This window comes from Stenotrophomonas lacuserhaii, from assembly GCF_014836545.1.
Classification (GTDB): domain Bacteria; phylum Pseudomonadota; class Gammaproteobacteria; order Xanthomonadales; family Xanthomonadaceae; genus Stenotrophomonas; species Stenotrophomonas lacuserhaii.
On sequence record NZ_JACSQS010000009.1, the window covers coordinates 1 to 22277 of the forward strand.

Consider the following 22277-nt stretch of genomic DNA (forward strand, 5'->3'; position numbering starts at 1 on the left):
GGAAGTGAAACGCAGCTGCGCCGATGGTAGTGTGGCTCAAGCCATGCGAGAGTAGGTCATCGCCAGGGTTTATACCCGAGAACCCCGCTGCTCACGCAGCGGGGTTTTTCTTTTGTCTGAAAACCTGCCGCTGGTCATACGGACACACACGCATATCTCCCAGCAAACGCTCAGGCGCAGAACCGCATGATGAGCTCGGCAACCTCGGCTGGCCGTTCCATATGCACGTGGTGCGTGCCAGGCAGCACGGCCAACCGGCCATCGCGCAGGTGCTTGAGCCGCTCGCTGCGCTGCGGTTCCGGGTAATAGGCCTGGGCGGGGCTGGCATAGATCACCTGCACGGGACAGGCGATGGCCTGCAGCAGGTTGTCGATCTGGCCCTCGGTGAGCCGTACCGCGGTTGGCAGCATCAGGCGCTGGTCGGTGCGCCAGCTGTAACCTCCCGGCACATCGCATACTCCGCGCTCCACCAGCAGGCGCGCGTTGGCTTCGCTCAGCTGATTGGCCATCATCCTGGCGCGGATCGGTGCAGCCAGCGTAGGGAACACCCTCAGCGGTCGGCCGTGGGTCGTGCGGCTGGCGGTCACGTGGTCGCGCAGGCGCTGCGCGGTCTCCGATTCCGGGCCTCGCAGCCCGCCGAGCGCCTCGATCGCCACCAGCCGCTCCACGCGATCAGAAACGGCGGCCGTCAGGCTGGCGATGCCGGCCCCCATGGAGTGGCCCAGCAGAGTGAAGCGTTCCCATCCCAGCGCGTCGGCCACATCCAGGACATGGCAGATGGCTGCCGGCGTGGTGTAGCTGGCACCTGCCGGCAGATGGCTGCTTAAGCCATGTCCGGGCAGGTCCAGCATCACGATGTCCAGCTCCGGCAGATGCGCAAGCAGTGGCACGAAGCTGGCGGCGTTATCCAGCCAGCCATGCAGCGCCAGTACCCGACGCCCCGTCCCTGGCCGCCGCAGTCCACTGACGGTCTGGCCGCCCAGTTGCAGCGAAATCGCCTGCAACGTCACTTCAGCGCGTCCTCCGCCAACTGCGCCAGGGCGCCTGCGTGCGCGGGATCATCATTCAGACAAGGGATGTAGCGCATCTGCGCGCCGCGCTCGGCCAAGGTGTGGGTGAAGCCCAACGCGACCTCTTCCAAGGTTTCCAGGCAGTCGGTTGCAAACCCGGGGCAGACCACGTCGATCTGCTTGACGCCGCCCTCGGCCAGCGCCCACAGGCTGGGTTCGGCATAGGGCTGCAGCCACTTCTCGCGGCCGAACCGCGACTGATACCCCATCTGCCATTGGTCAGCGGACAGGCCCAGCGCCGCAGCGATGGCCGCCGCACTCGCTTCGCACTGCCGCGGATAGGGGTCACCGGCATCGGCAACCCGCTGCGGTATCCCATGGAAGGAGAACATCAGTTTCTCCCCCCGGCCATGCTGTTCCCACCACCGACGGATCGACCCGGCAACTGCCTCGACCCACGCCGGGTGCACCGGGTAGTCGCGGATCAGCTCCACCTGTACATCGGGATTCCTGCGGCGCCAGCGCTCCACCAGATCCTCGACCGACGCGGTGGTGGTGGTTGAATACTGCGGATACAGCGGCAGCACTGCGATGCGTCGGATGCCAACGGCCTTGGCGTCATCGAGCTCCTTGCCCAGCGCGGGTACCCCATAGCGCATCGCATGGCGGACCCGACGGCTGGGCATCAAACGCTGCATGGCCTCGGCCAGATTGCGTGTGTGCACCATCAGCGGTGAGCCGCCCGGCAGCCACACCTGCGCGTACTTTTCCGCGGAGCGCCCGCTGCGCAGCGGCAGGATGACGCCGTACAGCAACGGTTTCCAGAACAACGCCGGAATCGCCACCACACGCGGATCGGAAAGAAATTCAGCCAGATAGCGCCGCACTGCCGGGGCAGTTGGTGCTTCGGGCGTGCCTAGGTTCACCGCCAGCACGGCGGAATCGGGTGCGTTGAGCATGCGCCATTGTCGCTGATCGCGCCCGAAGGCGGGATGAGATCGATCAATGAGATGGATCGAAAGAGTGAATGAATAGCCGGAAAACTCATTGCTGATTCATCTGAACGGCCCTACTTTCAGCTGCTTGCTATATCTTCTTGGTGAACTGATACGGAGTCCGTCATGCGTCGCCTTCGCCTTACCCTGTTGATCACCGCTGGCTTGATGTTGTCCAGCCAGGCCGCGCTGGCCGGCCCCCAGGAAGACCAGCGTGCGCGCAACGCGGTACGCGTGCTGGCCGAAATCCAGGAAATCCCCGAGCAGGGGATCCCCGACAAGCTGCTCGATGAAGGCCATGCCGTCGTCGTCATCCCGGACACCATCAAGGCCGGCCTGGTCATCGGCGGCCGCCGCGGGCACGGCCTGATGTCGGTGAAGATGCCCGATGGCAGCTGGTCCAACCCGGTGTTCATGAAGCTCACCGGTGGCAGCATCGGCTTCCAGGCCGGCGTGCAGTCCTCCGACGTGGTGCTGGTGTTCCGCAACGAACGCAGCCTGGACAACCTGGTCAATGGCAAGTTCACCCTTGGCGCGGACGCCGGCGTGGCGGCAGGTCCGGTCGGACGCAATGCGGCCGCCGCGACCGATGGCCAGCTGAAGGCGGAAATCTGGTCGTGGTCGCGTGCACGCGGCCTGTTTGCCGGTGTCGCCCTGGACGGTGCCGTGCTGCAGATCGATGATGCCGCCAATCTGGATGCGTACGGCAGCGGCACCACGCCGCGGATGATCTTCGAAGGGCGCGCCGCAGGTGCCCCGTCGATGGACGTGGTGGCCTTCCGTGACCGCCTTGAAGAGGCCACCTACGCCGCCCGCAACAACCGTGGCTCCAGTGGCCCGGCGCCCGCACCGCGTGCGGCGGCTGTCGCTCCGGCCCCGCAGGTGGCTCCGCCGCCGGCCGCCGAAGCGACCACTGTGCCACTGCAGAACGTACCTGCCGCGCCGCCGTCGCAACAGGGCTTCCAGCCAGTCACCGAAGGTGAGATCCGTACCGAGTCACTGGACGGCAACTGACTTCCAGCATGCGCGCCGGCCCCCTGCCGGTGCGCTATGCTCGGGATCCTGATCCCTGAAAATATTTGCGAGCGTCTTTATGGGCAGTTTCAGCATCTGGCATTGGTTGATCGTGCTGGCCGTGGTTCTGCTGGTGTTCGGCACCAAGCGGCTCACCAGCGGCGCCAAGGACCTCGGCTCGGCCGTGAAGGAATTCAAGAAAGGCATGCGTGACGAAGACAAGCCGGGTGCACAGCTCGGTGATGAATCGCGCAACGATGCCTCGCGCAGCAGCACGGTGCAGGACGAGCGCGACCGCGACCCGCGCTGATCCGGAGGGGTAGCGGTGTTTGATATCGGCTTCAGTGAGCTGCTGGTCGTTGCGATCGTGGCATTGGTGGTACTTGGCCCGGAACGACTGCCGAAGGCGGCGCGCTTTGCCGGCCTGTGGGTGCGCCGTGCGCGCAACCAGTGGGATTCGGTGAAGCAGGAACTGGAGCGTGAGCTGCAGGCCGAAGACATCAAGCGGCAGATGCAGGACGTGCGCCAGTCGATGCAGGACACCGAGAGCGAACTGCGTGCCAGCGGCGAAGCCGCGCGCCGGCAGATGCAGGATGTGGATGACCAGGGCCGGATGATCGCCGATGAAGTGCGCGGCACGCCACGCGCTACCGCGTCGATGGGCGAGGTGCGCCCCACGCCAGAAACCATCGCGCTGGATCAGCCATCATCCGCACCGGCCGTGCTGCCCGGTTCCAGTCCGGCACCTGCGACGGCGGAGCCGCCGGCCGACGCGCCTGCGCCTGCCAATGCGAAGGAGAACACCCCATGAGCGAGCACGAGTTCGGTGAAAGTTCGCTGGTGGAGCATCTGGTCGAACTGCGCGCACGGCTGGTACGCGCGCTGCTGGGCCTGGGGGTCGTACTGCTGGGCCTGCTACCTTTTTCGCGCACCCTCTACACCGTCGTCGCCGAGCCGCTGATCTCGCAGCTGCCCAATGGGCAGTCGATGATCGCGATCAACCCGGCCGGTGCCTTCTTCGCGCCCCTGAAGCTGACCTTCTTCCTCGCCCTGTTCGTGGCCATGCCGTGGTTGCTGTACCAGCTGTGGGCTTTCGTCGCGCCTGGCCTGTACGCACGCGAAAAACGACTGGCGGTGCCGATCCTCGGCTCGTCGGTACTGCTGTTCTACACTGGCTGCGCGTTCGCGTATTTCCTGGTGCTGCCGGCGGTTTTCCACTTCCTGACCACCTTCCGGCCGGACGTGATTGCGATCACGCCGGATGCGAATGCCTACCTGGATTTCGTGCTGGCGATCTTCTTCGCCTTCGGCGGCAGCTTCGAGCTGCCGGTGGCGATGGTCATCCTGACGCTGCTCGGTTGGGTCACGCCGCAGCAGTTCAAGGAAGGACGCGGCTATGCGGTGGTCGGCATCTTCGTGCTGGCGGCGGTGCTGACGCCGCCTGACGTGGTGTCACAGCTGATGCTGGCCATCCCGATGTGCCTGCTCTACGAACTGGGCATCCACGCCTCGAAGTGGCTGGTGCCCTCCAGCGCCCGCCAGACCGAGCCCTGACCCGGCAGCGCCGAGCCACGCTCGGCGAGGGCAGCGGCACCCAAAGCCTCAGGCGTGGAACACGTTCGACGGTCCGCTGTCCGGCAATGCCGGCGGTTCACCTGCCTCGCCGAACATCTGCTTCCAGGCGCTGTACACCGCGCCGGCGAACACCGGCATGATCACGCCCATCAGCAACAGCTGCGCGGCGAACAGGGCCAGCATCGCCCCGCCCACCAGCTGGGCGACCATCGCCACGATCATCACCAGGAAGTAGACGGCGAACACCGCCACGAAGGCGAGCAGGAAGAACACCGCCATCGGCAGCAGGTTGTGCACGCAGGCGCGCAGGCTCAGGCGCAGCGCCTGCAGCCCGTTGCGCTGTTCGAACATGACCTGCGGCGACAGCGTGAACAGTGCCAGCGCCACCGCGATGAACACCACCAGCACGCACAGCAGCCACAGCAGGATGCGGCCAGCGGGCAGGCTGGCGGCCAGCGCTTCCATCTCCGCCGGGCTCGGCTGCGCACCGGACTGGCTCAGTTCGTTGAGCTTGGTCATCACTTCGCTGAGCTGGCCCAGCCCGGAGCTGCCGATCAGCAGCAGCAACAGGATGCCCAGCACCAGGCCGGCCACCAGCTGCGGCAGCAGCGAGACCAGAAGGTGCGGCGCGCGGCCGTCGTGCAGGCCCTGCAACAGGTGCGCCGGCTGCGCCGGGCGACCGTGGTCGACCTCGCGCACGGCCCACACCAGGCCGCCGAAGATCAGCGGGCCGGCCAAGGCCATCACCAACTGCGCGGGCAGTGCGAGCACGGGCACCATCGTCGCCAATGCCGTCACCAGCAGCGCGGCCAACGCCCAGATCATGCCAAGGATGCCCAGGCCCAGCGGCGCCTTGCGCAGCAGGGTGAACCCGGACACCAGCCATTCCGCACCAGCCGAAGCCGGTAGCTTGCGCATCTCGCTCATACCAATCCGAAGAACAGGGGGAGGGGCAGGGCGCGTGCCCTGCATCCGGTGATTATCCCTGTTTTACGGCGCCGTGACCTGAAGCGTGGCGGGCCTGGCGCACGAAACGGCGCAGCAGCTGCCGGGCCAGCGGGGCGGCGGTGATGGCACGCTCGATGCTGCGTGCGCAGCCGCCGTGCTGGCGGATGCACTGGGCACGCGCGCGCACGTAGCCGCGCATGTGGTGGGTGGCGAATTCCGGATGGAACTGCACCCCCCAGGCGCGGTCACCCCAGCGGAAGGCATGGCAGCCATCCAGCGTGGAACGAGCCAGCACCGAGGCACCTTCCGGTGCGCGCAGCACCGTCTGCAGGTGCGTGGCGTGGGCCGGGAAACGCGATGGCAAACCGCTGAACAGTGGGTCTTGATGGGCAGCCGGATCCAGCGACAACTCGATGGTGCCCGATTCGCGGCCGGCAGGGTTGTAATCCACCTGCCCACCCAGCGCATGCGCCAGCAGCTGGTGGCCGTAGCAGATGCCGAACACCGGGCTGCCACCGTGCACCGCCTCGCGCAGCCAGGCGGCGCTGCGCTCGCTCCAGTCGGCCCGGTCGGTGACATAGGCGGCCGAGCCGGTCACCAGCACGCCGGCATAGCCGCGCACGTCCGGCAGGGGGTCGCCGTGTTCGGCATCGACCACCACGGTTTCCTGTTCTTCCAGCCCCGCCGCGACCCGGATCCAGTGCGGAAAACGGCCGTAGCGCCGCAACGAGGCGAGCGGTCGGCCGGTCTCAACGATCAGGAAGGGAAGGTGGTTCATCGGCAGGCGGCACGACTGACAGGACTTCCTCGATTGTAGTCAGCCCAAGGGCCACCTTTTCAAGCCCTGCCTGGCGCAGGGTGCGCAGTCCTGCACCGCGTGCTTCACGCGAAAACGCCCCCAGATCCATGTCTGCGCGGATCCGCCCGCGCAGCCGCGAGCCCAATGGCAGCAGCTCATACAGCCCGATCCGTCCCATGAATCCGGTGCGCCGGCACTCCAGGCAGCCGACCGGCCGGTACGGCGTGGCGGCATCTGGATATGCCATCTGGCCATCAGCCAGCACCGCCCAGTCGGCCGCTTCCAGCACGTGCGGCACCTTGCAGTGCGTGCACAGGGTGCGCACCAGGCGCTGGGCCAGGATGCCGTTCAGGGTGGAGGCCAGCAGGTAATGCGGCACGCCGAGGTCGAGCAGGCGGGTGATCGCCGAGGGCGCATCGTTGGTGTGCAGGGTGGACAACACCAGATGGCCGGTAAGCGAAGCCTGCACCGCCATCTGCGCGGTTTCCAGGTCGCGGATTTCACCGATCATGATGATGTCCGGATCCTGCCGCAGCAGGGTGCGCACGCCGCTGGCGAAATCCAGGTCGATGTTGGTCTGCACCTGCATCTGGTTGAATTCCGGCGCGATCATTTCGATCGGGTCTTCCACCGTGCACACGTTCACGTCCGGCGTGGCCAGCCGTTTAAGCGTGGAATACAGCGTGGTGGTCTTGCCCGAACCGGTTGGCCCGGTGACCAGCACGATGCCGTGTGGCTGTTCGACCAGCGTGTTCCAGCCGGCCGCTTCCTGCGCGCTGAAGCCCAGCTGGTCGATGCTCTTGAACGCCGCGTCGGGGTCGAAGATGCGCATCACGCACTTCTCGCCGAACGCGGTGGGCATGGTGGAAATACGCATTTCCACTTCGCGTCCCCCCGGCGAGCGGGTCTTGATCCGGCCGTCCTGCGGGCGCCGGCGTTCGCCCAGGTCCATCCGGCCGAGCACCTTGATCCGGCTGACCACGGCGGTCATCACCGCCGGCGGCACTTCGAACACTTTGTGCAGCACGCCATCGATGCGGAATCGCATGCGGCCCATGTCGCGCCGTGGTTCCAGGTGGATGTCCGAGGCACGCTGCTCGTAGGCGTACTGCAGCAGCCAGTCGACGATGTGCACGATGTGCTGGTCGTCGGCATTGACGTCGCCGGCGCGGCCCAGCTCCACCAGCTGCTCGAAGCTGGGCAGGGTACTGCTGGTTTCCGAACGGGCATCGCCGCCGGCGCCACGCACCGAACGGGTAACCCCGTAGAACTCCATGGTGTAGCGGTGCAGGTCCAGCGGGTTGACCAGGGCCAGTTCGATGGGGCGCCGGGTCAGGTGCTGCAGGTCGCGCCGCCACTCCTGCGCCAGTGGCTCGCTGGTGGCCACCAGCACCCGTTCGCTGTCCACCGCCAGGGGCAGGAAGCGATGCCGGCGCGCATAGGCGTGGGACACCAGCGCGGTCACGCTGGCCACGTCCACCCGGGTCGGGTCGATGCGCAGGTAGCGGGTACCGGTGCGCTTGGCCAGCCAGTCGGTGAGCCGCTCCAGCCCCAGCTCGCCGCCGCCGCTGGCGGCCAGTTTCAGGTTGGCCAGCAGCACCAGCGGATGCACTTCGCTGGCGTTCTTCGCGCCCTGGGCGGAGAACCGCACACGTTCCAGGTCGCTGTCGGCGACCAGCCCATCGGCCACCAGCGCGGTGGCGACCTGTTCGAACAGCAGCCGGCCGGGCGGCAGGATCGCTGCTGGTTGCGGGGACGACGCCATCGGGTGCTGCTCCATCGTCCTGTGTCCTTGGTTGCCACGTGGTGCGTTGAACGCCGCCTCCGCGTGGTCTGGATCGCGTCCAGCGCCCGGCGGTGGTCGCTCGTTATACTAGCGCACCCCTCTGCCCGGCCAAGAATCGACCGCATGTCCGCGACCCCGACCGTTCCGATCACCTTCCAGGGCCTGATCCAGACCCTGAACCAGTTCTGGGCGCAGCAGGGCTGCGTGCTGATCCAGCCGCTCGACCTGGAAGTGGGCGCCGGCACGTTCCACCCGGCGACCTTCCTGCGCGCGATCGGCCCGGAGACCTGGAACGCCGCCTACGTGCAGCCTTCGCGGCGCCCCACCGATGGCCGCTATGGCGAAAATCCGAACCGCCTGCAGCGCTACTACCAGTACCAGGTAGCGATGAAGCCGGCGCCGGACAACATCCAGCAGCTGTACCTGGATTCGCTGAAGGCGCTGGGCATCGATCCGCTGGTGCATGACCTGCGTTTTGTCGAAGACAACTGGGAATCGCCGACCCTGGGCGCGTGGGGCCTGGGCTGGGAAGTCTGGCTCAACGGCATGGAAGTGACCCAGTTCACCTACTTCCAGCAGGCCGGTGGCCTGGAGTGCCGGCCGGTGCTGGGCGAGATCACCTACGGTCTCGAACGCCTGTGCATGTACCTGCAGAACTGCGACAACGTCTACGACCTGGTGTGGACCTATGGTCCGGACGGCACCCCGGTGACCTATGGCGATGTCTACCACCAGAACGAAGTGGAGCAGAGCACCTACAACTTCGAACACGCCGACGTGGAAGAGATGTTCCACCGTTTCGACGCCTGCGAACGCGAAGCGAAGAAGCTGGTCGAACTGGGCCTGCCGCTGCCGGCGTACGAGCAGGTGACCAAGGCCAGCCATGCCTTCAACCTGCTCGATGCGCGCCGTGCGATCAGCGTGACCGAGCGCCAGCGTTACATCCTGCGCGTGCGCGCGCTGGCCCAGGGCGTGGCCCAGGCGTACTACGAACAGCGCGAGAAGCTGGGCTTCCCCGGCGCCAGAACGCAGGCCTGAGTCCCGCACCTTCCCGAACCACCGGGCGCCGGCCGCGTCGCGCGCTGCGCCCCCAACTGGATTGAACCGATGAGCCACCTGTCTCCCCTGCTGATCGAACTGGGCACCGAAGAGCTGCCGGTCAAGGCGCTGCCGGGCCTGTCCCAGGCGTTCTTCGACGGCATCGTCGAGGGCCTGCGCAAGCGCGGCGTCGAACTGGACCTGGGCGATGCGCGCCCGCTGTCCACGCCACGCCGCCTCGCCGTGCTGCTGCCGGGCGTGGGCACCGAACAGCCCGAACAGCACAGCGAAGTGCTGGGCCCGTACCTGAACATCGCACTGGATGCCGACGGCCAGCCGACCAAGGCGCTGCAGGGCTTCGCGGCCAAGGCCGGGATCGACTGGAGCGCGCTGGAGAAGACCCGCGATGCCAAGGGCGAGCGCTTCGTGCACCGCGCCGTGAAGCCGGGTGCGCGCACCGCCGAGCTGTTGCCGGAGGTACTGCGCGAGGCGATCGCGGCGATGCCGATCCCCAAGCCGATGCGCTGGGGTGACCATGCATGGGGCTTCGCGCGGCCGGTGCATTGGCTGGTGCTGCTGCACGGCCCGGATATCATCGATGCCGAACTGTTCGGCCTGAAGGCCGACCGCATGACCCGCGGCCATCGCTTCCACCATGACAAGACCGTGTGGCTGACCCAACCGCAGGATTACGTCGAATCGCTGCGTTCGGCCTTCGTGCTGGTCGATCCGCAGGAACGCCGCGAACGCATCGCCGCGCAGGTGCAGGCCGCCGCTGCGGAAGCGGGCGGCAGTGCACGCATCACCGAAGACAATCTGGGGCAGGTGGTCAACCTGGTCGAATGGCCGTCGGCGGTGCTGTGCAGCTTCGAACGCGCGTTCCTGGCGGTGCCGCAGGAAGCGCTGATCGAGACGATGGAGATCAACCAGAAATTCTTCCCGGTGCTGGATGACGGCGGCAGGCTGACCGAGAAATTCATCGGCATCGCCAACATCGAATCCAAGGATGTGGCGGAAGTCGCCAAGGGCTACGAGCGGGTGATCCGTCCGCGCTTCGCCGATGCCAAGTTCTTCTTCGACGAAGACCTCAAGCAGGGGCTGGAGTCGATGGGCGATGGCCTGAAGACCGTGACCTACCAGGCCAAGCTGGGCAGCGTGGCCGACAAGGTCGCACGCGTGGTCGCGCTGGCCGATGCCATCGCCCCGCAGGTCGGTGCCGACCCCGTGCTGGCGAGGCGTGCCGCGCAGCTGGCCAAGAACGACCTGCAGTCGCGCATGGTCAATGAATTCCCCGAACTGCAGGGTATCGCCGGCCGCCATTACGCGCTGACCGGGGGCGAGTCGCCGGAGGTCGCGCTGGCCATCGACGAGTCCTACCAGCCGCGTTTCGGCGGTGACGATATCGCACTGTCGCCGCTGGGCAAGGTGCTGGCGATCGCCGAGCGCCTGGACACCCTCGCCGGTGGCTTTGCCGCAGGCCTCAAGCCGACCGGCAACAAGGATCCCTTCGCGCTGCGCCGCAACGCGCTGGGCCTGGCGCGTACGGTCATCGAAAGCGGCTTCGAACTGGACCTGCGCGCTCTGCTGGCGCAGGCCAACACGGCGCTCGCACCGCGTAACGTGCAGGCCGACGTGGCCGAACTGTACGACTTCATCATCGAACGCCTGCGCGGCTATTACGCCGACAAGGGCGTTCCGGCGTCGCAGTTCAACGCGGTGGCCGAACTGAAGCCCGCGTCGCTGTATGACTTCGACCGACGTATTGACGCAATCGGTACGTTTGCAGCCTTGCCGGAAGCGCCGGCACTGGCGGCGGCGAACAAGCGCATCGGCAACATCCTGCGCAAGGCCGACATCGACATCCCGGGCCAGATCGACCCGTCGCTGCTGCGCGAAGAGGCCGAGCGCGCGCTCGCCGAAGCGGTTGCCGCAGCCATTGACGATACCGGTGCCAGCCTGCAGCAGAAGGACTACGTCAGCGTGCTGGAACGGCTGGCGCGCCTGCGGCCGCAGGTGGACGCGTTCTTCGACCAGGTGATGGTCAACGACGAGGATCCGGCCGTGCGCGCGAACCGTCTTGCGCTGCTGAAGCGCCTGTCCGAGCGCTTCGACGCGGTGGCCTCGCTGGCCCAGCTGTAACAGCCGTAACAGCTGCAGAACCCGGGGCCGGCAGCATGCTGCCCCGCTGGTCGACCCGCGGGCAAAAGCGCAATTCGGCTCATAGCCCTCTGCGGCATGACGCAACACCATGTGCGTCATGTCGTACATCCCTCTTCCCCAGTCGCCGACGGCGCACCCGACCACCCTGTCATGCGTGATTCCTCGCGCGGAATCGGTGTTGCTGGTCGCCGACCACCACGTGGCGGACGTCGACCTCGGCGCGGCACGCGACTACGACGGCAACTCCCGCTTCACGATCGAGCCCGGTGGCGTCCGCCTGCTGGCAAGCGGTGAGCGCCAGCTGAAGCTGCTGGGACGCCATGTCCGGGTGCTGGCGGTGCCGGACAGCATGCCGCGCCTGCTTGCGTTCCACGATCACGCCAAAGGCGTGCAGCGCAACGTGGAGGGCGATCGCCGCACGGCGGCGCTGCTGGCGGTCACAGGCGCGCTCGAGCACCCCAACGCACCGCAGAACTGGCTGATGAACGAGCTGCTGGATGACACACCGGCCTTCCAGGCCGTGGCCGCGCGCTGGGCCCGGCGTGAGGTCTACCAGCTGGTGCGGTTCGTGCTGGAAAGTCCGGACCAGGGCGTCCAGAAGCTTGCTGATCGCTACGGCCTGTCCGTCGCCCAGTTCCGCCGCATCGGCCGGCGCGCCTTCGGCCGCTCGCTGAAGGAACAGCTGCGCCTGCTGCGCGCAGGGCGGGTGCTGCATCGCTATGCCGATACCGGAGCCACCTTCACCCGGCTGTCGTCGGATTTCGGCTTTTCGTCGCCTTCGCACTTCTGCAGTGAAATCAAATCGCTGCTTGGCAGGTCGCCCAGTTCCATCTATCAATCAGTCCATTCATTGTGAAAATTGTGCGCTACACCGTCTGTCTGTTCGCCGTGCTGCTGGCCGGCACCTTTCCCGCCCCGTTGCTTGCCCAACAGGCAGGCGGCGACGACGTGCCGCTTGAAAACACCGCGATCCGCCATCGCAGCGAACTGTCCGCCGACGCCACCTTCGTATCCCGTGGCGACGGCGTATCCCTGCTGCTGCAGTCGGTGGCCGCACAGATGAAACTGCCGGTCATCGTCAGCACCAAAGCGCAGAAAAAGCGTGTCCAGGGCAGCTTCTCGCTGCGTGAACCGCAGGCGGTGCTCGACCAGGTCGCCCGCGATGTCGGCCTGATCTGGTACAGCGACGGCCAGACGCTTTACGTGCATGACGCCAGCGAAACCCGCAATGCCATCGGCCACATGCAGCATGCCTCCATCGCCGTGCTGGAAGACTTCCTGCGCCGCACGCGGCTTGCCGATCCGCGCCATGCGCTGCGGGGGGGCAGCGCGGCGGGCACCTTCTACGTCTCCGGATCACCGGTCCATGTCGACATCGTGCTGAGTGCGGCGCGCTACCTGGATGAGCTGTACCGCGGCGCCGATGCACGCGCCGAGCACGTGGAGGTCATCGCGCTGCGCAACAGCTTCGCGCAGGGCCGGCGCTATGGCATGCGGTCCTGGGAAACCACCCTGCCCGGCATGGCGGAAACGCTGGCCAGTGTGCTGGCGGACTCAGGCGTCAGTGACATCATCGTGCGCAGGCCGCCGAGCGAGGCCAGCGCCGAAGATCCCAGCGAGGAGAGTGCCGTTGCGGCGCGGCAGGGCCAGCCGCTGGCACGCCGGGAAAGCCGTACGCCGACCGCGTCGGAAGCCTCCACGCGTACCGTCGTGGTGGCCTACCCGGAAACCAACAGCCTGATCGTGCGGGGCACGCTGTCGGGCATCCAGAAAGTGAAGCAGCTGGTGGCCGAGCTTGACCTGCCGCGCAAGCAGGTCGAACTCTCGTTGTGGATCATCGATGTGCAGAAGAAGCAGCTGGACGGCCTCGGGGTGAAGTGGAGCGGCCAGGTGGGCATCAGTGGTCGCCTCGGCGTGGGATTCAACGGCTCCACCTCCACGCTGGATGGTGAGCGTTTCCTGGCCTCGGTCACGGCGCTGTCCGAGCGCGGCCAAGCCAGCGTGGTATCGCGCCCGGTGCTGCTGACCCAGGAAAACGTGCTGGCCCATTTCGACAGCAACAGCACCTTCTACGCGCGGCTGCAGGCCGAGCGCGCGGCGTCGCTGGAATCGGTGACCTACGGCACGATGATCAGCGTGCTGCCACGCGTCTCCGCCGACGACGAAGTGGAGATGCAGCTGAAGATCGAAGATGGAACCGACAGCGGCAGCGAAGTGGAAGGGCTGCCGGTGATCAACCGCACCACCATCGATACCGTCGCCCGCGTGCCGCATCAGCTCAGCCTGCTGGTGGGCGGTTACACCCGCCACGAACAGGCCCGCAACCGCGCCGCCATTCCCGGGTTGGGGCGCATCCCGTGGCTGGGCCATGCCTTTCGCCATCGTAGCGACCGCCAACAGGAACTGGTGCGCATCTTCCTGATCCAGCCCCGGGTACGCACATCGGCGGATCTGCTGCCTGGCGCAGGTTTCGATCGTATCGAAGACCTTCAGCTCCCCCTGCCGGAACATTTCCAGCGCGTCCGCGAAAGCGTGCGGGAGGCATTGAATGGCGCACATTGACGTCGCCGCCGCACGGCTTTCCGTGCCGGCCCAGCGCCCTCGCACCGCGCCGGTTGCCCAGCCCGTGCCGGAAGACGAGCCCGCATCCTCTACCTCCGCCATGCGGCGGGCGAACTCGCAGCAGGGCTTGTTGCAGCAGGCGCTTACCATGAGCGACGACCTTTCCGCTCTGGTATCAAGCCTGCGCCGCAACCGCTCGCGGGATGCCGACGAGTCTCCCGTCAACGCCCACGCCTGGCTGGAACAGGTGCTCGACCCGAAAGGCCCGGAAAAGCTGTCCGCCCTGCGATTGCAGCTGCAGCAGTTTCCGCCTGCCAACGTGGAGCAGTTGCGGAACCTGCTCGGCGCGCTGTTCGCCGATCCAAGCGACGCGGTGGCCGCGTTGCGTGCGCTGCGCTCCGGTGCGGAGCTGGAGGAACTGGCAGAGATCCTCGACGAGCTGGAACAGGAGTTTCTCGGCGGGAGCAGCGGGAAGGCAGTGCGGGCGGGCCTCAACGTCGCATTGAAGGCGCGCCTGCATTCCAGGTTGCTGGCTGCGACGCCCGCCCAGCTCCGGCAGACCTACCGCGATTTCCTCGGCGACGGCGAGCCGCTGGCCAGCTATGAGGAATGGATAGCGCTTTACGGCTTCGAATCCCGCACCCGGGTGGTTGACTTCATCGAACATGCCATGGGCGCGGACATGTATGCGCTCGATCCCTCCTGCAGTCGCCTGGAGTTCGGCTACCTGCTGCAGCGCGTGCGGCAGCTCACCATGCTGCGCTCGGCCGATTACCTGCTGCTGGCGTGCTGCTGGGAAGCCTCCGTGATGATCCGTATCGGGGTCACCCAGTCGACGCTGCTGTCGGCCCTGTTCGCGATGATCCAGCGGGGGGGAGGACTGCAGGAGCTGTTCGACGGCGTGTTCGGACAGGTGGCGTGCGCCCTCCAGACCAGGGAAAAATCCCGTTTCGCCGCCAACATGCGGCGCTTCCTGAAGGCGGTGCCGCATGGCCTGTGGCGCGATCCGGGGCAACATGTCCGCGCGTTGGACGAGGTCGAGGTTCTGCTTGAGGCTGCGTTGAAGCAGGAACAGCAGCAAGCGGCTGCAGGCCGCTGGGTGGCGGTCTGATGGCGGCCAGCGCACCCACTGCCGGTGGGCTGGGCCAGGTGGCGCGCACGTTGCTGCGCCCGGAACTGGCTCTGGTCGTGCTGATGGCGGTCATCATCGGCATGCTGATCGTGCCGCTGCCGACCTTCCTGGTGGACCTGCTGATCGCGGTCAACCTGCTGATCGCGATCGTCATTTTCCTCAGTTCGTTCTACGTCGAACGCATCCTGAGCTTCTCCACGTTCCCGTCGGTGCTGCTGTTCACCACGCTGATGCGGCTGGCGCTGTCGGTCAGCACCAGCCGGCTGATCCTGGTGGACGCCGATGCGGGGCATATCGTGGCCGCGTTCGGCGAGTTCGTGGTAGCAGACAACCTGGTCGTCGGCTTCGTCATCTTCGCGATCGTCACCATCGTGCAGTTCATTGTCATCACCAAGGGCTCCGAGCGGATCGGCGAGGTGGTGGCACGCTTCTCGCTGGACGGCATGCCAGGCAAACAGATGGGCATCGACGCGGACCTGCGCGCCGAATCCATCGACGCGGCGGGCGCCAGGCTGCGCCGCCGCGAAGTGGAGAAGGAGAGTCAGCTTTACGGTTCTTACGATGGCGCAATGAAGTTCGTAAAGGGCGACGCCATCGCGGGCATCGTGATCGTGTTCGTCAACCTGTTCGGCGGCATCGCCGTCGGTATGCTGCAGCACGGAATGGGCTTCCAGCAGGCATTGAGCGTGTTCACCCTGCTCACCATCGGGGATGGTCTGGTCGCGCAGATTCCGGCTCTGCTCATCTGCATCAGTGCCGGTTTCATCGTGACCCGCGTAGGGGGCGACGAAGGCAACCTGGGTTCGAGCATCATCAAGGAGCTTTTCAGCAGCCAGAAAGTGCTGTTCATCGCCGGCACGCTTGTCCTGCTTCTGGGGCTGCTGCCCGGATTCCCCTTGCCGGTGTTCTTCGTGTTGGCGGCCGGCCTGTTCGCTCTGGCAGCGTGGCGGCTGCGCGCCGATGACGCTGAGTCACAACGCACCGGTAGCGGCAACGCCACCGGGCAGGCAATCGGGCACAGCGGCAAGCCGGACGCACCGGGCGGGCAGGGACAGCTGACCCACGATGGCAAGCAGGTCAACGAAACGGTCCCGCTGCTGCTGCTGGTACCGCCGGCGCACCATGCCAAATGGCAGGCGGCCGGGTTGGAGCGCCAGCTTCGCGCGGAACTGCACCTGCGTGCGGGCATGCAGCTGCCACCCATGCTGCTGCGCAAGCACGAGGCCGGCGCGCACCGGATCATGGTGATGATCAACGAAATCCCCGCTGCCAGCACGGAGATCGTACTCGACCACGTCCGAGTGCTCGCCGACAGCGATGAACTTGCGATGCTGGACGGTGCCATCGCGCTGCCCGGCAACGAGGGCGCACCGGCGCGGTGCTGGATGCCCGCCAGCATGCAGGACCAGCTGCAGGCCATGGGCATGGGCACCCGCAGCGATGAGGAAGAGCTGCATCAGCTGGTACACGATGCGCTGATGCGCAACATCGGCGAACTGTTCGGTATCCAGGAAACCAAGTACCTGCTGGACGAAACCGAAAAACGGTTCCCCGAGCTGCTGAAGGAAGTCCACCGCCACATTCCCGTGCAGCGCGTCGCCGAAGTGCTGCAGCGCCTGCAGCGCGAGGGCGTCTCCATCCGCAACATGAAGATCATCCTGGAAACATTGGCGCAGTGGGGCCAGCGTGAGAAGGACGTCATCCTGCTGGTGGAGCATGTGCGTACCGGGCTGGCGCGCTACATCTCTTCCCAGCACGCGCGGAATGATCGCATTGCAGCGGTCCTGCTGGCGCCGGATACCGAACAGCTGGTCCGTTCGGGCATACGCCAGAGCCAGGGCGCGGCCTTCCTGAATCTTGACCCGGCGCAGGCGGAGCAGCTGCTCGACCGCCTCGTCATCGTCATGGAGCCGCTGCTGGCCAGCCGCCCGGAAGCGGTGCTGCTGGTCGCGCCGGACGTGCGCCGGTTCGTCAAACGGTTCGTCGAGAACAAGCTGCCCGGTCTCGCGGTTCTCTCGTTCTCGGAGATATCCGATGCCATCTCCCTTGATGTCGTGAAATCACTATGACCCTCAAAGAAACACTCTGCCAGGCACTCGAACAGCTCGGTGCCAACTCCAGCGACTACGAGTTCGATGACCATTCGACGATCGTCATGTCATTCGACGACGTGGGGGATATCTATCTCGACCCACGCGATGGCGAACAGGTCTGGCTGTGGGGCTCGATTGAAGAAATCGGTGAACAGGCTCGCAGCATGCTGGCCGAGCCGCTGCTGGGCGAGGTCATCCGGCCCGTCGCGCATTGGGATGCCGGGGCCATGGTGCTGCGTGAGGACGGCCGCGTCGGCGGCATGCTGCAAGCCGAATACGCGCAGGATCCCTCGCGGTTGGCCGAGGCGCTGCAGGATTTCCATCAGTGCCTGGCGCGGCTGCAGGCCATTCGATGACGTACCCACGGTCTCTCTGGCGGCCTGCCGCGCATCCGGCGACCATCATCGGATCGATGATGCGGGCGCCGCTGCCCCACGTGGCCATCGGCGATGTGTGCCGGTTGCAGGCTGCGTCGCACGATGACACGCCTGCCGGGTCCGGCACGGTCATCGCAGTGGAGCATGGCCTGGCATCGATCGGACTGCTGCGGGACAGCACAGGTCTTTCATCGCAGTGCCTGGTCCTGCCCACTGGCCACGGCCCGCTGGTGGCCATATCCGAGGGGTTGCTGGGCAGCGTGATCGATGGACAGGGCAATGAAGTGGAACGTCTCGCGCCTGCGATCGTCTCGCATGCCGAAATGAGGCGCACCGATGGACGGGGTGTGGAGTACCACCGGCGCCGCGCGATCGAGTCGCCACTGTGCACGGGAATACGCGCGGTGGACGGTCTGCTGACCTGTGGCGAAGGCCAGCGCGTCGGCATCTTCGCCGGTGCAGGCGCGGGCAAGACCACGCTGGCCGAGATGCTGCTGGACAATGCCGACGTGGATGTCAGTGTCATCGCCCTGGTCGGCGAGCGCGGTCGCGAAGTCGCGTCACTGGTGGAGCGCTTCCGCCATTCCGAGCGCGCCGGCCGCACCGTGATCGTGCAGGCAACCTCGGACACCGCCCCTGCACTGCGCAGCCAGGCCCCGCTGATCGCCACGACCATCGCCGAGTACTTCCGCGACCAGGGCCGGCGCGTGCTGCTGGTCATGGATTCGGTTACCCGTTACGCGCGCGCATTGCGCGAACTGGCGCTGGGTGCCGGCGAGCCTCCCGCTCGCCGTGGATTTCCCGCGTCCGTGTTCGAGGCACTACCCCGCCTGCTGGAACGCAGTGGGCGCACTGACTCCGGTTGCATCACCGCCTTCTACACCGTCCTGCTGGAAGACGAGCAGGATGCTGATCCCATCGGCGAAGAGGTGAAGTCGCTGCTGGATGGACATCTCTACCTCAGCAGCAAGCTGGCCGGGCGCGGTCACCTGCCTGCCCTGGATGTGCTGCGCAGCGGAAGCCGTCTTTTCGGCTCCCTGACCAATGCGGCGCACCAGCAGGCAGCGGCGCGCATACGTGGTCTGTTGGGCACGCTCGAGGACCTGCAACTGATGCGTGACCTTGGCGAATACACGCCGGGGGTCAGCGCGGCCTATGACAAGGCCATAGCGAGTGAAGCGGCGCTGATGGCCTTCCTGCGCCAAGGGCAGCACGAGCGGGCGGAGCTCCCGCACATCTTGGAGGCCTTGCATGGACTTTCGCATTGACCTGCGGGGCCCGCGGCTGGTCCAGCTGAAGAAGGCGCAGCGGCAGCTCTCGCTGCTGTCGGCACAGTCGCAGCACGCCGCGGCGACTGCAAGGCGCGAAGAAGCCGGCGCGCTGCGTGATGCCGCCGAACAGGCATTGCACCGCGCGATCCTGCAGCCGGAAACCGGCCTCAGTCGCAGCGCACTGTTCGACCGCCTGCGGGTCCTCGCCGTCGCCCGCGCGCATGCATTGGAAAGCGGGCATGCGGCCAACGACCTCGAGTCCGATGCCGCGCGTTGCGACACCGAGGAAGCCGGGCAGCGCGAGCGCGCCGCGACGCAGTACCGCAAGCAGAAGAAGATCGAGCACTGGCATGCGCACCACCGGCGGCAGGCCAGCCGGCTTCGCGAACTGCGCCTCCATACCCAACAGCTGGATGAAATCTCATGTCGTCGCCGCTCACCGCGCTGAACCCCGAGCGCCCCCAGGAATCCGCCCCTCCGCTCATACCGGTGGTCCCGCTGCTGCGACGCGCACAGCAGGAGCCCCGCCCACCCCGGCCGGACAGGACGGAGGAACTGGCGCCGCCGGATATGCCCGTCGATCCCGAGCCGGAATCCGGACCTGGGCAGCCGCAGGTGCCGCCGACCACGCTGGATGGCAATCCGTTCGCCATGGCCCTATTCCGCCCGGCAGCGCCGCAGGACCTGGGGCCGGGCGCGGGCCGCACCCCGATGAGCCCGGCATTTCTTCGCGGCACCGGCGTGCACGCCGAGTCCGCTGCGGCTCCCGTGCCTGTGGGCGATCCGGCCCCGGTGCGGTCGCTACCCCGGCAGGCCGCGCGGGTCGCATCGCCGCATGGCGCGCACACCGTCGCAGCCACGGGCGATCGCACCGCCGACGCCGTGCACCCGTTGCCAGCATCGGACGCCGCCCGCACCGCGGGCCCAGCCCACCAGGATCCACCTGCTGATCCTCCCGCGCCCGCCTCGGACGCCGCCCGCACCGCGGGCCCAGCCCACCAGGATCCACCTGCTGATCCTCCCGTGCCCGCCTCGAACGCGGCGCGCGCCCGCGATGGCGGCCAGTCCGTAGCCACGGCAGACGCGTTGTCGAGCGGGGTACCGTCATCGCTCCAGGGCGACGATCCTTCCCTCCTCGTGAGTGGAGCACGGCGGGCCCGCCACGACAGCGAGCAGGGCGGGCCGATACCGCACCTGGCCGGGCGTGCAGGCGCGGAGAGCGCCTCCACCCGGCCGTCGCCGCATACGCCCGCCGATGGAGCGGACAGGCGCCCGGGTGGTCAGCCGCCTGCCGCAGCGCGGGCCGATGCAGCGGGGGCTGATCTACCGCCCGCCGCAGCGCTGCGCATGGCGACGGTCAGCGTGCCGTTCAGCAGCTGGGGGCCGGGCCATGGGGTCACCGCAAGCTGGCTTCCCGGCGCACTGGCCGGTCTGCCGGCAGCGCCGGTGGTCCTGCGCGGTAGCAGCGAGAACGCGCAGCGGGCGATCGGCGCCGCTCTCGCTGCCGACGAAGGAACGACCCTGGGCCATCTACAGGTCATCGCAGCAGATGCACCGGAGGACGGCACCGCTGAACGCAGGGCCGCGCGCCACCTGCCCGAGGACGAAGAATGAGTCCGCGCCTGCCGCTGCTGGCCGAGGTCGATCCGCAACAGCTTCGTGTGCAGTCCCTGCTGCAATCCCTCCGCCGCAGTGGCGTACACGCCGTGGCCAGTACGCCGCCACCGGTAACCTGCCTGCGCTTCGAGCTGGGCACAGCCGATGGCGCGATGGTGTGCTGCGTGGATGCCAATGCGTGGGCAGCCGTGCACCTGCCCGGCCTCGTCGGCCTGGACTGGTCGTCGATGGATCCGACCGTGCTGGCGGGCCTGACCGCGGTAGATCGCCCCCTGCAGTTCGCCGACGCCGTGCTGGATTACGGCCACGCCCTGGCACTACCACCCACCACACCCTCCCCCGGCGCTCCGGCGCTGCCCGCCGTGGGCGCCGCAGAAGGCGAGGTGTGGATTGAATCACGAATGGCCTCCTTGCCCTCTGTTCCGGGTGGGCCGGGACTACCCGCCGGGCTGCCGCTGCTGGTCCGCCTGCAGGTGGGCCACGCCTGCATGAGCCTGCAGCGTCTGCACCGCCTGCGCCGGGGCGACATCGTCCTGCTGTCCGTTTCCGTCATGCGGGCGTGGCAAGGCCGCTGCCCGTTGTTCGATTTCCACCTCCATCCGGACTCACTGACCGTGACCACCATGCATTCGCCCTTCACCCCTGATCCCGACGCGACAGCGACCGGCCTGCCTGCCGAACTCTCCGCGTCCGAAGCGCGCGGCCTGGACACATTGCCGCTGACCCTCGATGTGACCTTGTGCCGCCTCGACATGAGCTTGGGCGAACTGGCCGCGCTGGAGGCGGGGAGCGTTGTCGCATTGCCGGACAGTGCCAGCCAGCGCGTTGAACTGGGCCACAACGGACGGCGGCTTGCCGTGGGTGAACTGGTGCAGGTGGGTGACCGACTGGGGGTGAAACTGGCGCTGGTGCCGGGACGGGCATGAGCGTCGTGCAGATCAACAACGATGTGTCGTTGATCGCGATTCTCGCGGCAGCGTCCCTGCTGCCGTTCCTGATCGCGGTGGGCACGTGCTACATCAAGTTCAGTGTGGTCTTCACGCTGATCCGCAACGCGCTCGGCCTGCAGCAGGTCCCCTCCAACATGGTCATCAACGCGTTGTCGCTGATCCTGGCGTTCTATGTCATGCATCCCATCGTCACCTCGGTGCAGGCCGCCTACCAGGAGCTCGGGCACCCCCTGACGACGGTGCAGGAAACCGCGGATTTCCTCGACAACAGCCTGGGCGAGTACCGCGCCTACCTGGCCCGACACGCCGACCCGGAACTGCTGCGGTTCTTCGAACGGGCACAAGTGACCGACGGCGCCGACGTCCCTGCGGCAGACACCGCGGCGGAAGACCGCTCGCTGTTCGCACTGCTGCCGGCCTATGCGTTGAGCGAACTGAAGGATGCCTTCCTGATGGGCTTCTATCTGTACCTGCCCTTCATCGTGGTCGATCTCATCGTGTCCAGCATCCTGCTCGCGCTGGGCATGATGATGATGAGTCCGGTCACCATCTCCGCCCCGATCAAGCTGATTCTTTTCGTCGTGCTGGACGGGTGGAGCCTGCTGTCGCAGGGGCTGGTGATGCAGTACATGGACGTGCCGGCATGAGGCGGGCGGTGCAGCCACGTGCTGGCCACGCAGGCAGCCACGGATGAACGAGCTGATCACCATCGGCAACAAGACGCTGATGCTGGTGCTGCTGCTGTCGGCCGGTCCGGTCGCCGTGGCGACCGTGGTCGGGCTGCTCATCGGCCTGTTCCAGACCGTCACCCAGCTCCAGGAGCAGACGCTTCCCTTCGGTGCGAAGATGCTCGCGGTCGTGCTGACCGTGCTGGTCCTGCTGGGCTGGATGTCGCGCATGCTGATCGACTTCGGCATCCTGGTGTTCACCCGCGCGCTGGGCGTATAGCG

General features: G+C 66.9%; 22 protein-coding genes. 17 read left to right on the plus strand and 5 right to left on the minus strand.

Annotation, left to right across the window (positions count from 1 at the left end; genetic code table 11):
• Positions 1 to 170 precede the first annotated feature (170 nt).
• Together H9654_RS10015 and hemH are read right to left on the minus strand one after the other, a co-directional pair.
• Positions 171 to 1004 (minus strand): alpha/beta fold hydrolase, encoded by an 834-nt coding sequence (locus H9654_RS10015; RefSeq protein WP_225211986.1) that lies wholly within the window; start codon positions 1002 to 1004, stop codon positions 171 to 173.
• A gap of 2 nt (positions 1005 to 1006) precedes the next feature.
• Positions 1007 to 1969: a ferrochelatase gene (gene hemH / locus H9654_RS10020; RefSeq protein WP_191770709.1), complete on the minus strand. Its 963-nt coding sequence runs from the start codon at positions 1967 to 1969 to the stop codon at positions 1007 to 1009.
• Between the two features lie 162 nt (positions 1970 to 2131).
• On the opposite strand from hemH, the gene H9654_RS10025 reads away from it, so the two are divergent.
• From H9654_RS10025 to tatC, 4 genes are all read left to right on the plus strand, one after another.
• A complete protein-coding gene (locus H9654_RS10025; protein ID WP_101099488.1) occupies positions 2132 to 3019 on the plus strand; it encodes a lipid-binding SYLF domain-containing protein in 888 nt (295 codons plus the stop codon).
• A 79-nt stretch (positions 3020 to 3098) separates the two neighbouring features.
• Positions 3099 to 3329, plus strand: coding sequence for a Sec-independent protein translocase subunit TatA (gene tatA, locus H9654_RS10030; protein ID WP_057507047.1), 231 nt, complete (start codon positions 3099 to 3101; stop codon positions 3327 to 3329).
• A 15-nt stretch (positions 3330 to 3344) separates the two neighbouring features.
• On the plus strand, positions 3345 to 3830 hold the full coding sequence (gene tatB / locus H9654_RS10035; RefSeq protein WP_191770710.1) for a Sec-independent protein translocase protein TatB: 486 nt from the start codon (positions 3345 to 3347) through the stop codon (positions 3828 to 3830).
• Entirely contained in the window at positions 3827 to 4573 is a 747-nt protein-coding gene (tatC, locus tag H9654_RS10040) for a twin-arginine translocase subunit TatC (RefSeq protein WP_101099487.1), read from the plus strand. Before tatB ends, tatC begins: the two co-directional genes overlap by 4 nt.
• Positions 4574 to 4621: 48 nt before the next feature.
• Here tatC and H9654_RS10045 read toward each other — a convergent pair whose 3' ends face one another.
• The 3 genes from H9654_RS10045 to H9654_RS10055 are packed head-to-tail and all read right to left on the minus strand — an operon-like array spanning position 4622 to position 8121.
• Positions 4622 to 5521 (minus strand): BPSS1780 family membrane protein, encoded by a 900-nt coding sequence (locus H9654_RS10045; protein WP_182656394.1) that lies wholly within the window; start codon positions 5519 to 5521, stop codon positions 4622 to 4624.
• A gap of 52 nt (positions 5522 to 5573) precedes the next feature.
• On the minus strand, positions 5574 to 6320 hold the full coding sequence (locus H9654_RS10050) for a glutamine amidotransferase (protein ID WP_191770711.1): 747 nt from the start codon (positions 6318 to 6320) through the stop codon (positions 5574 to 5576).
• On the minus strand, positions 6292 to 8121 hold the full coding sequence (locus H9654_RS10055) for a GspE/PulE family protein (RefSeq protein WP_191770712.1): 1830 nt from the start codon (positions 8119 to 8121) through the stop codon (positions 6292 to 6294). The genes H9654_RS10050 and H9654_RS10055 overlap by 29 nt, the downstream gene beginning before the upstream one ends.
• 129 nt (positions 8122 to 8250) lie before the next feature.
• Here H9654_RS10055 and glyQ point away from each other — a divergent pair, with 129 nt between their 5' ends.
• From glyQ to sctS, 13 genes are all read left to right on the plus strand, one after another.
• Positions 8251 to 9165, plus strand: a complete 915-nt coding sequence (glyQ, locus tag H9654_RS10060; RefSeq protein ID WP_101099483.1) for a glycine--tRNA ligase subunit alpha — start codon at positions 8251 to 8253, stop codon at positions 9163 to 9165.
• Positions 9166 to 9234: 69 nt separating this feature from the next.
• A complete protein-coding gene (gene glyS / locus H9654_RS10065) occupies positions 9235 to 11304 on the plus strand; it encodes a glycine--tRNA ligase subunit beta (protein ID WP_191770713.1) in 2070 nt (689 codons plus the stop codon).
• Positions 11305 to 11422: 118 nt separating this feature from the next.
• Positions 11423 to 12181, plus strand: coding sequence for a helix-turn-helix domain-containing protein (locus H9654_RS10070; RefSeq protein WP_191770714.1), 759 nt, complete (start codon positions 11423 to 11425; stop codon positions 12179 to 12181).
• Entirely contained in the window at positions 12178 to 13887 is a 1710-nt protein-coding gene (sctC, locus tag H9654_RS10075) for a type III secretion system outer membrane ring subunit SctC (protein WP_191770715.1), read from the plus strand. The genes H9654_RS10070 and sctC overlap by 4 nt, the downstream gene beginning before the upstream one ends.
• Positions 13874 to 14998, plus strand: a complete 1125-nt coding sequence (sctW, locus tag H9654_RS10080) for a type III secretion system gatekeeper subunit SctW (RefSeq protein WP_191770716.1) — start codon at positions 13874 to 13876, stop codon at positions 14996 to 14998. The genes sctC and sctW overlap by 14 nt, the downstream gene beginning before the upstream one ends.
• On the plus strand, positions 14998 to 17088 hold the full coding sequence (locus tag H9654_RS10085) for an EscV/YscV/HrcV family type III secretion system export apparatus protein (RefSeq protein WP_191770717.1): 2091 nt from the start codon (positions 14998 to 15000) through the stop codon (positions 17086 to 17088). Before sctW ends, H9654_RS10085 begins: the two co-directional genes overlap by 1 nt.
• Positions 17085 to 17468, plus strand: a complete 384-nt coding sequence (locus tag H9654_RS10090; RefSeq protein ID WP_191770718.1) for an InvB/SpaK family type III secretion system chaperone — start codon at positions 17085 to 17087, stop codon at positions 17466 to 17468. Before H9654_RS10085 ends, H9654_RS10090 begins: the two co-directional genes overlap by 4 nt.
• A 59-nt stretch (positions 17469 to 17527) precedes the next feature.
• Positions 17528 to 18757 carry a FliI/YscN family ATPase gene (locus tag H9654_RS10095; RefSeq protein WP_263615083.1) on the plus strand — a complete coding sequence of 410 codons (1230 nt, stop codon included), beginning with the start codon at positions 17528 to 17530 and terminating at the stop codon, positions 18755 to 18757.
• Positions 18741 to 19208: a hypothetical protein gene (locus H9654_RS10100; RefSeq protein WP_191770720.1), complete on the plus strand. Its 468-nt coding sequence runs from the start codon at positions 18741 to 18743 to the stop codon at positions 19206 to 19208. Before H9654_RS10095 ends, H9654_RS10100 begins: the two co-directional genes overlap by 17 nt.
• Positions 19184 to 20374 carry a hypothetical protein gene (locus H9654_RS10105; RefSeq protein ID WP_191770721.1) on the plus strand — a complete coding sequence of 397 codons (1191 nt, stop codon included), beginning with the start codon at positions 19184 to 19186 and terminating at the stop codon, positions 20372 to 20374. Before H9654_RS10100 ends, H9654_RS10105 begins: the two co-directional genes overlap by 25 nt.
• Positions 20371 to 21303 (plus strand): FliM/FliN family flagellar motor switch protein, encoded by a 933-nt coding sequence (locus H9654_RS10110; protein WP_191770722.1) that lies wholly within the window; start codon positions 20371 to 20373, stop codon positions 21301 to 21303. Before H9654_RS10105 ends, H9654_RS10110 begins: the two co-directional genes overlap by 4 nt.
• Positions 21300 to 21974, plus strand: a complete 675-nt coding sequence (locus tag H9654_RS10115; RefSeq protein ID WP_225211976.1) for an EscR/YscR/HrcR family type III secretion system export apparatus protein — start codon at positions 21300 to 21302, stop codon at positions 21972 to 21974. Before H9654_RS10110 ends, H9654_RS10115 begins: the two co-directional genes overlap by 4 nt.
• 43 nt (positions 21975 to 22017) lie before the next feature.
• Positions 22018 to 22275 carry a type III secretion system export apparatus subunit SctS gene (gene sctS / locus H9654_RS10120; RefSeq protein ID WP_042612024.1) on the plus strand — a complete coding sequence of 86 codons (258 nt, stop codon included), beginning with the start codon at positions 22018 to 22020 and terminating at the stop codon, positions 22273 to 22275.
• The last annotated feature ends 2 nt before the right edge of the window (positions 22276 to 22277 follow it).

What these genes read in the sequence shown, in the direction of transcription:
- H9654_RS10105 (WP_191770721.1), top strand. Translation starts at nt 19,184, where the DNA reads ATGTCGTCGCCGCTCACCGCGCTGAACCCCGAGCGCCCCCAGGAATCC.
- H9654_RS10050 (WP_191770711.1), bottom strand. Translation starts at nt 6,320, where the DNA reads ATGAACCACCTTCCCTTCCTGATCGTTGAGACCGGCCGACCGCTCGCC.
- H9654_RS10115 (WP_225211976.1), top strand. Translation starts at nt 21,300, where the DNA reads ATGAGCGTCGTGCAGATCAACAACGATGTGTCGTTGATCGCGATTCTC.
- H9654_RS10095 (WP_263615083.1), top strand. Translation starts at nt 17,528, where the DNA reads ATGCGGGCGCCGCTGCCCCACGTGGCCATCGGCGATGTGTGCCGGTTG.
- sctW (WP_191770716.1), top strand. Translation starts at nt 13,874, where the DNA reads ATGGCGCACATTGACGTCGCCGCCGCACGGCTTTCCGTGCCGGCCCAG.
- hemH (WP_191770709.1), bottom strand. Translation starts at nt 1,969, where the DNA reads ATGCTCAACGCACCCGATTCCGCCGTGCTGGCGGTGAACCTAGGCACG.
- glyQ (WP_101099483.1), top strand. Translation starts at nt 8,251, where the DNA reads ATGTCCGCGACCCCGACCGTTCCGATCACCTTCCAGGGCCTGATCCAG.
- H9654_RS10045 (WP_182656394.1), bottom strand. Translation starts at nt 5,521, where the DNA reads ATGAGCGAGATGCGCAAGCTACCGGCTTCGGCTGGTGCGGAATGGCTG.
- tatC (WP_101099487.1), top strand. Translation starts at nt 3,827, where the DNA reads ATGAGCGAGCACGAGTTCGGTGAAAGTTCGCTGGTGGAGCATCTGGTC.
- H9654_RS10090 (WP_191770718.1), top strand. Translation starts at nt 17,085, where the DNA reads ATGACCCTCAAAGAAACACTCTGCCAGGCACTCGAACAGCTCGGTGCC.
- H9654_RS10025 (WP_101099488.1), top strand. Translation starts at nt 2,132, where the DNA reads ATGCGTCGCCTTCGCCTTACCCTGTTGATCACCGCTGGCTTGATGTTG.
- H9654_RS10055 (WP_191770712.1), bottom strand. Translation starts at nt 8,121, where the DNA reads ATGGAGCAGCACCCGATGGCGTCGTCCCCGCAACCAGCAGCGATCCTG.
- H9654_RS10070 (WP_191770714.1), top strand. Translation starts at nt 11,423, where the DNA reads ATGTCGTACATCCCTCTTCCCCAGTCGCCGACGGCGCACCCGACCACC.
- glyS (WP_191770713.1), top strand. Translation starts at nt 9,235, where the DNA reads ATGAGCCACCTGTCTCCCCTGCTGATCGAACTGGGCACCGAAGAGCTG.
- tatA (WP_057507047.1), top strand. Translation starts at nt 3,099, where the DNA reads ATGGGCAGTTTCAGCATCTGGCATTGGTTGATCGTGCTGGCCGTGGTT.
- H9654_RS10085 (WP_191770717.1), top strand. Translation starts at nt 14,998, where the DNA reads ATGGCGGCCAGCGCACCCACTGCCGGTGGGCTGGGCCAGGTGGCGCGC.
- H9654_RS10110 (WP_191770722.1), top strand. Translation starts at nt 20,371, where the DNA reads ATGAGTCCGCGCCTGCCGCTGCTGGCCGAGGTCGATCCGCAACAGCTT.
- sctS (WP_042612024.1), top strand. Translation starts at nt 22,018, where the DNA reads ATGAACGAGCTGATCACCATCGGCAACAAGACGCTGATGCTGGTGCTG.
- H9654_RS10100 (WP_191770720.1), top strand. Translation starts at nt 18,741, where the DNA reads ATGGACTTTCGCATTGACCTGCGGGGCCCGCGGCTGGTCCAGCTGAAG.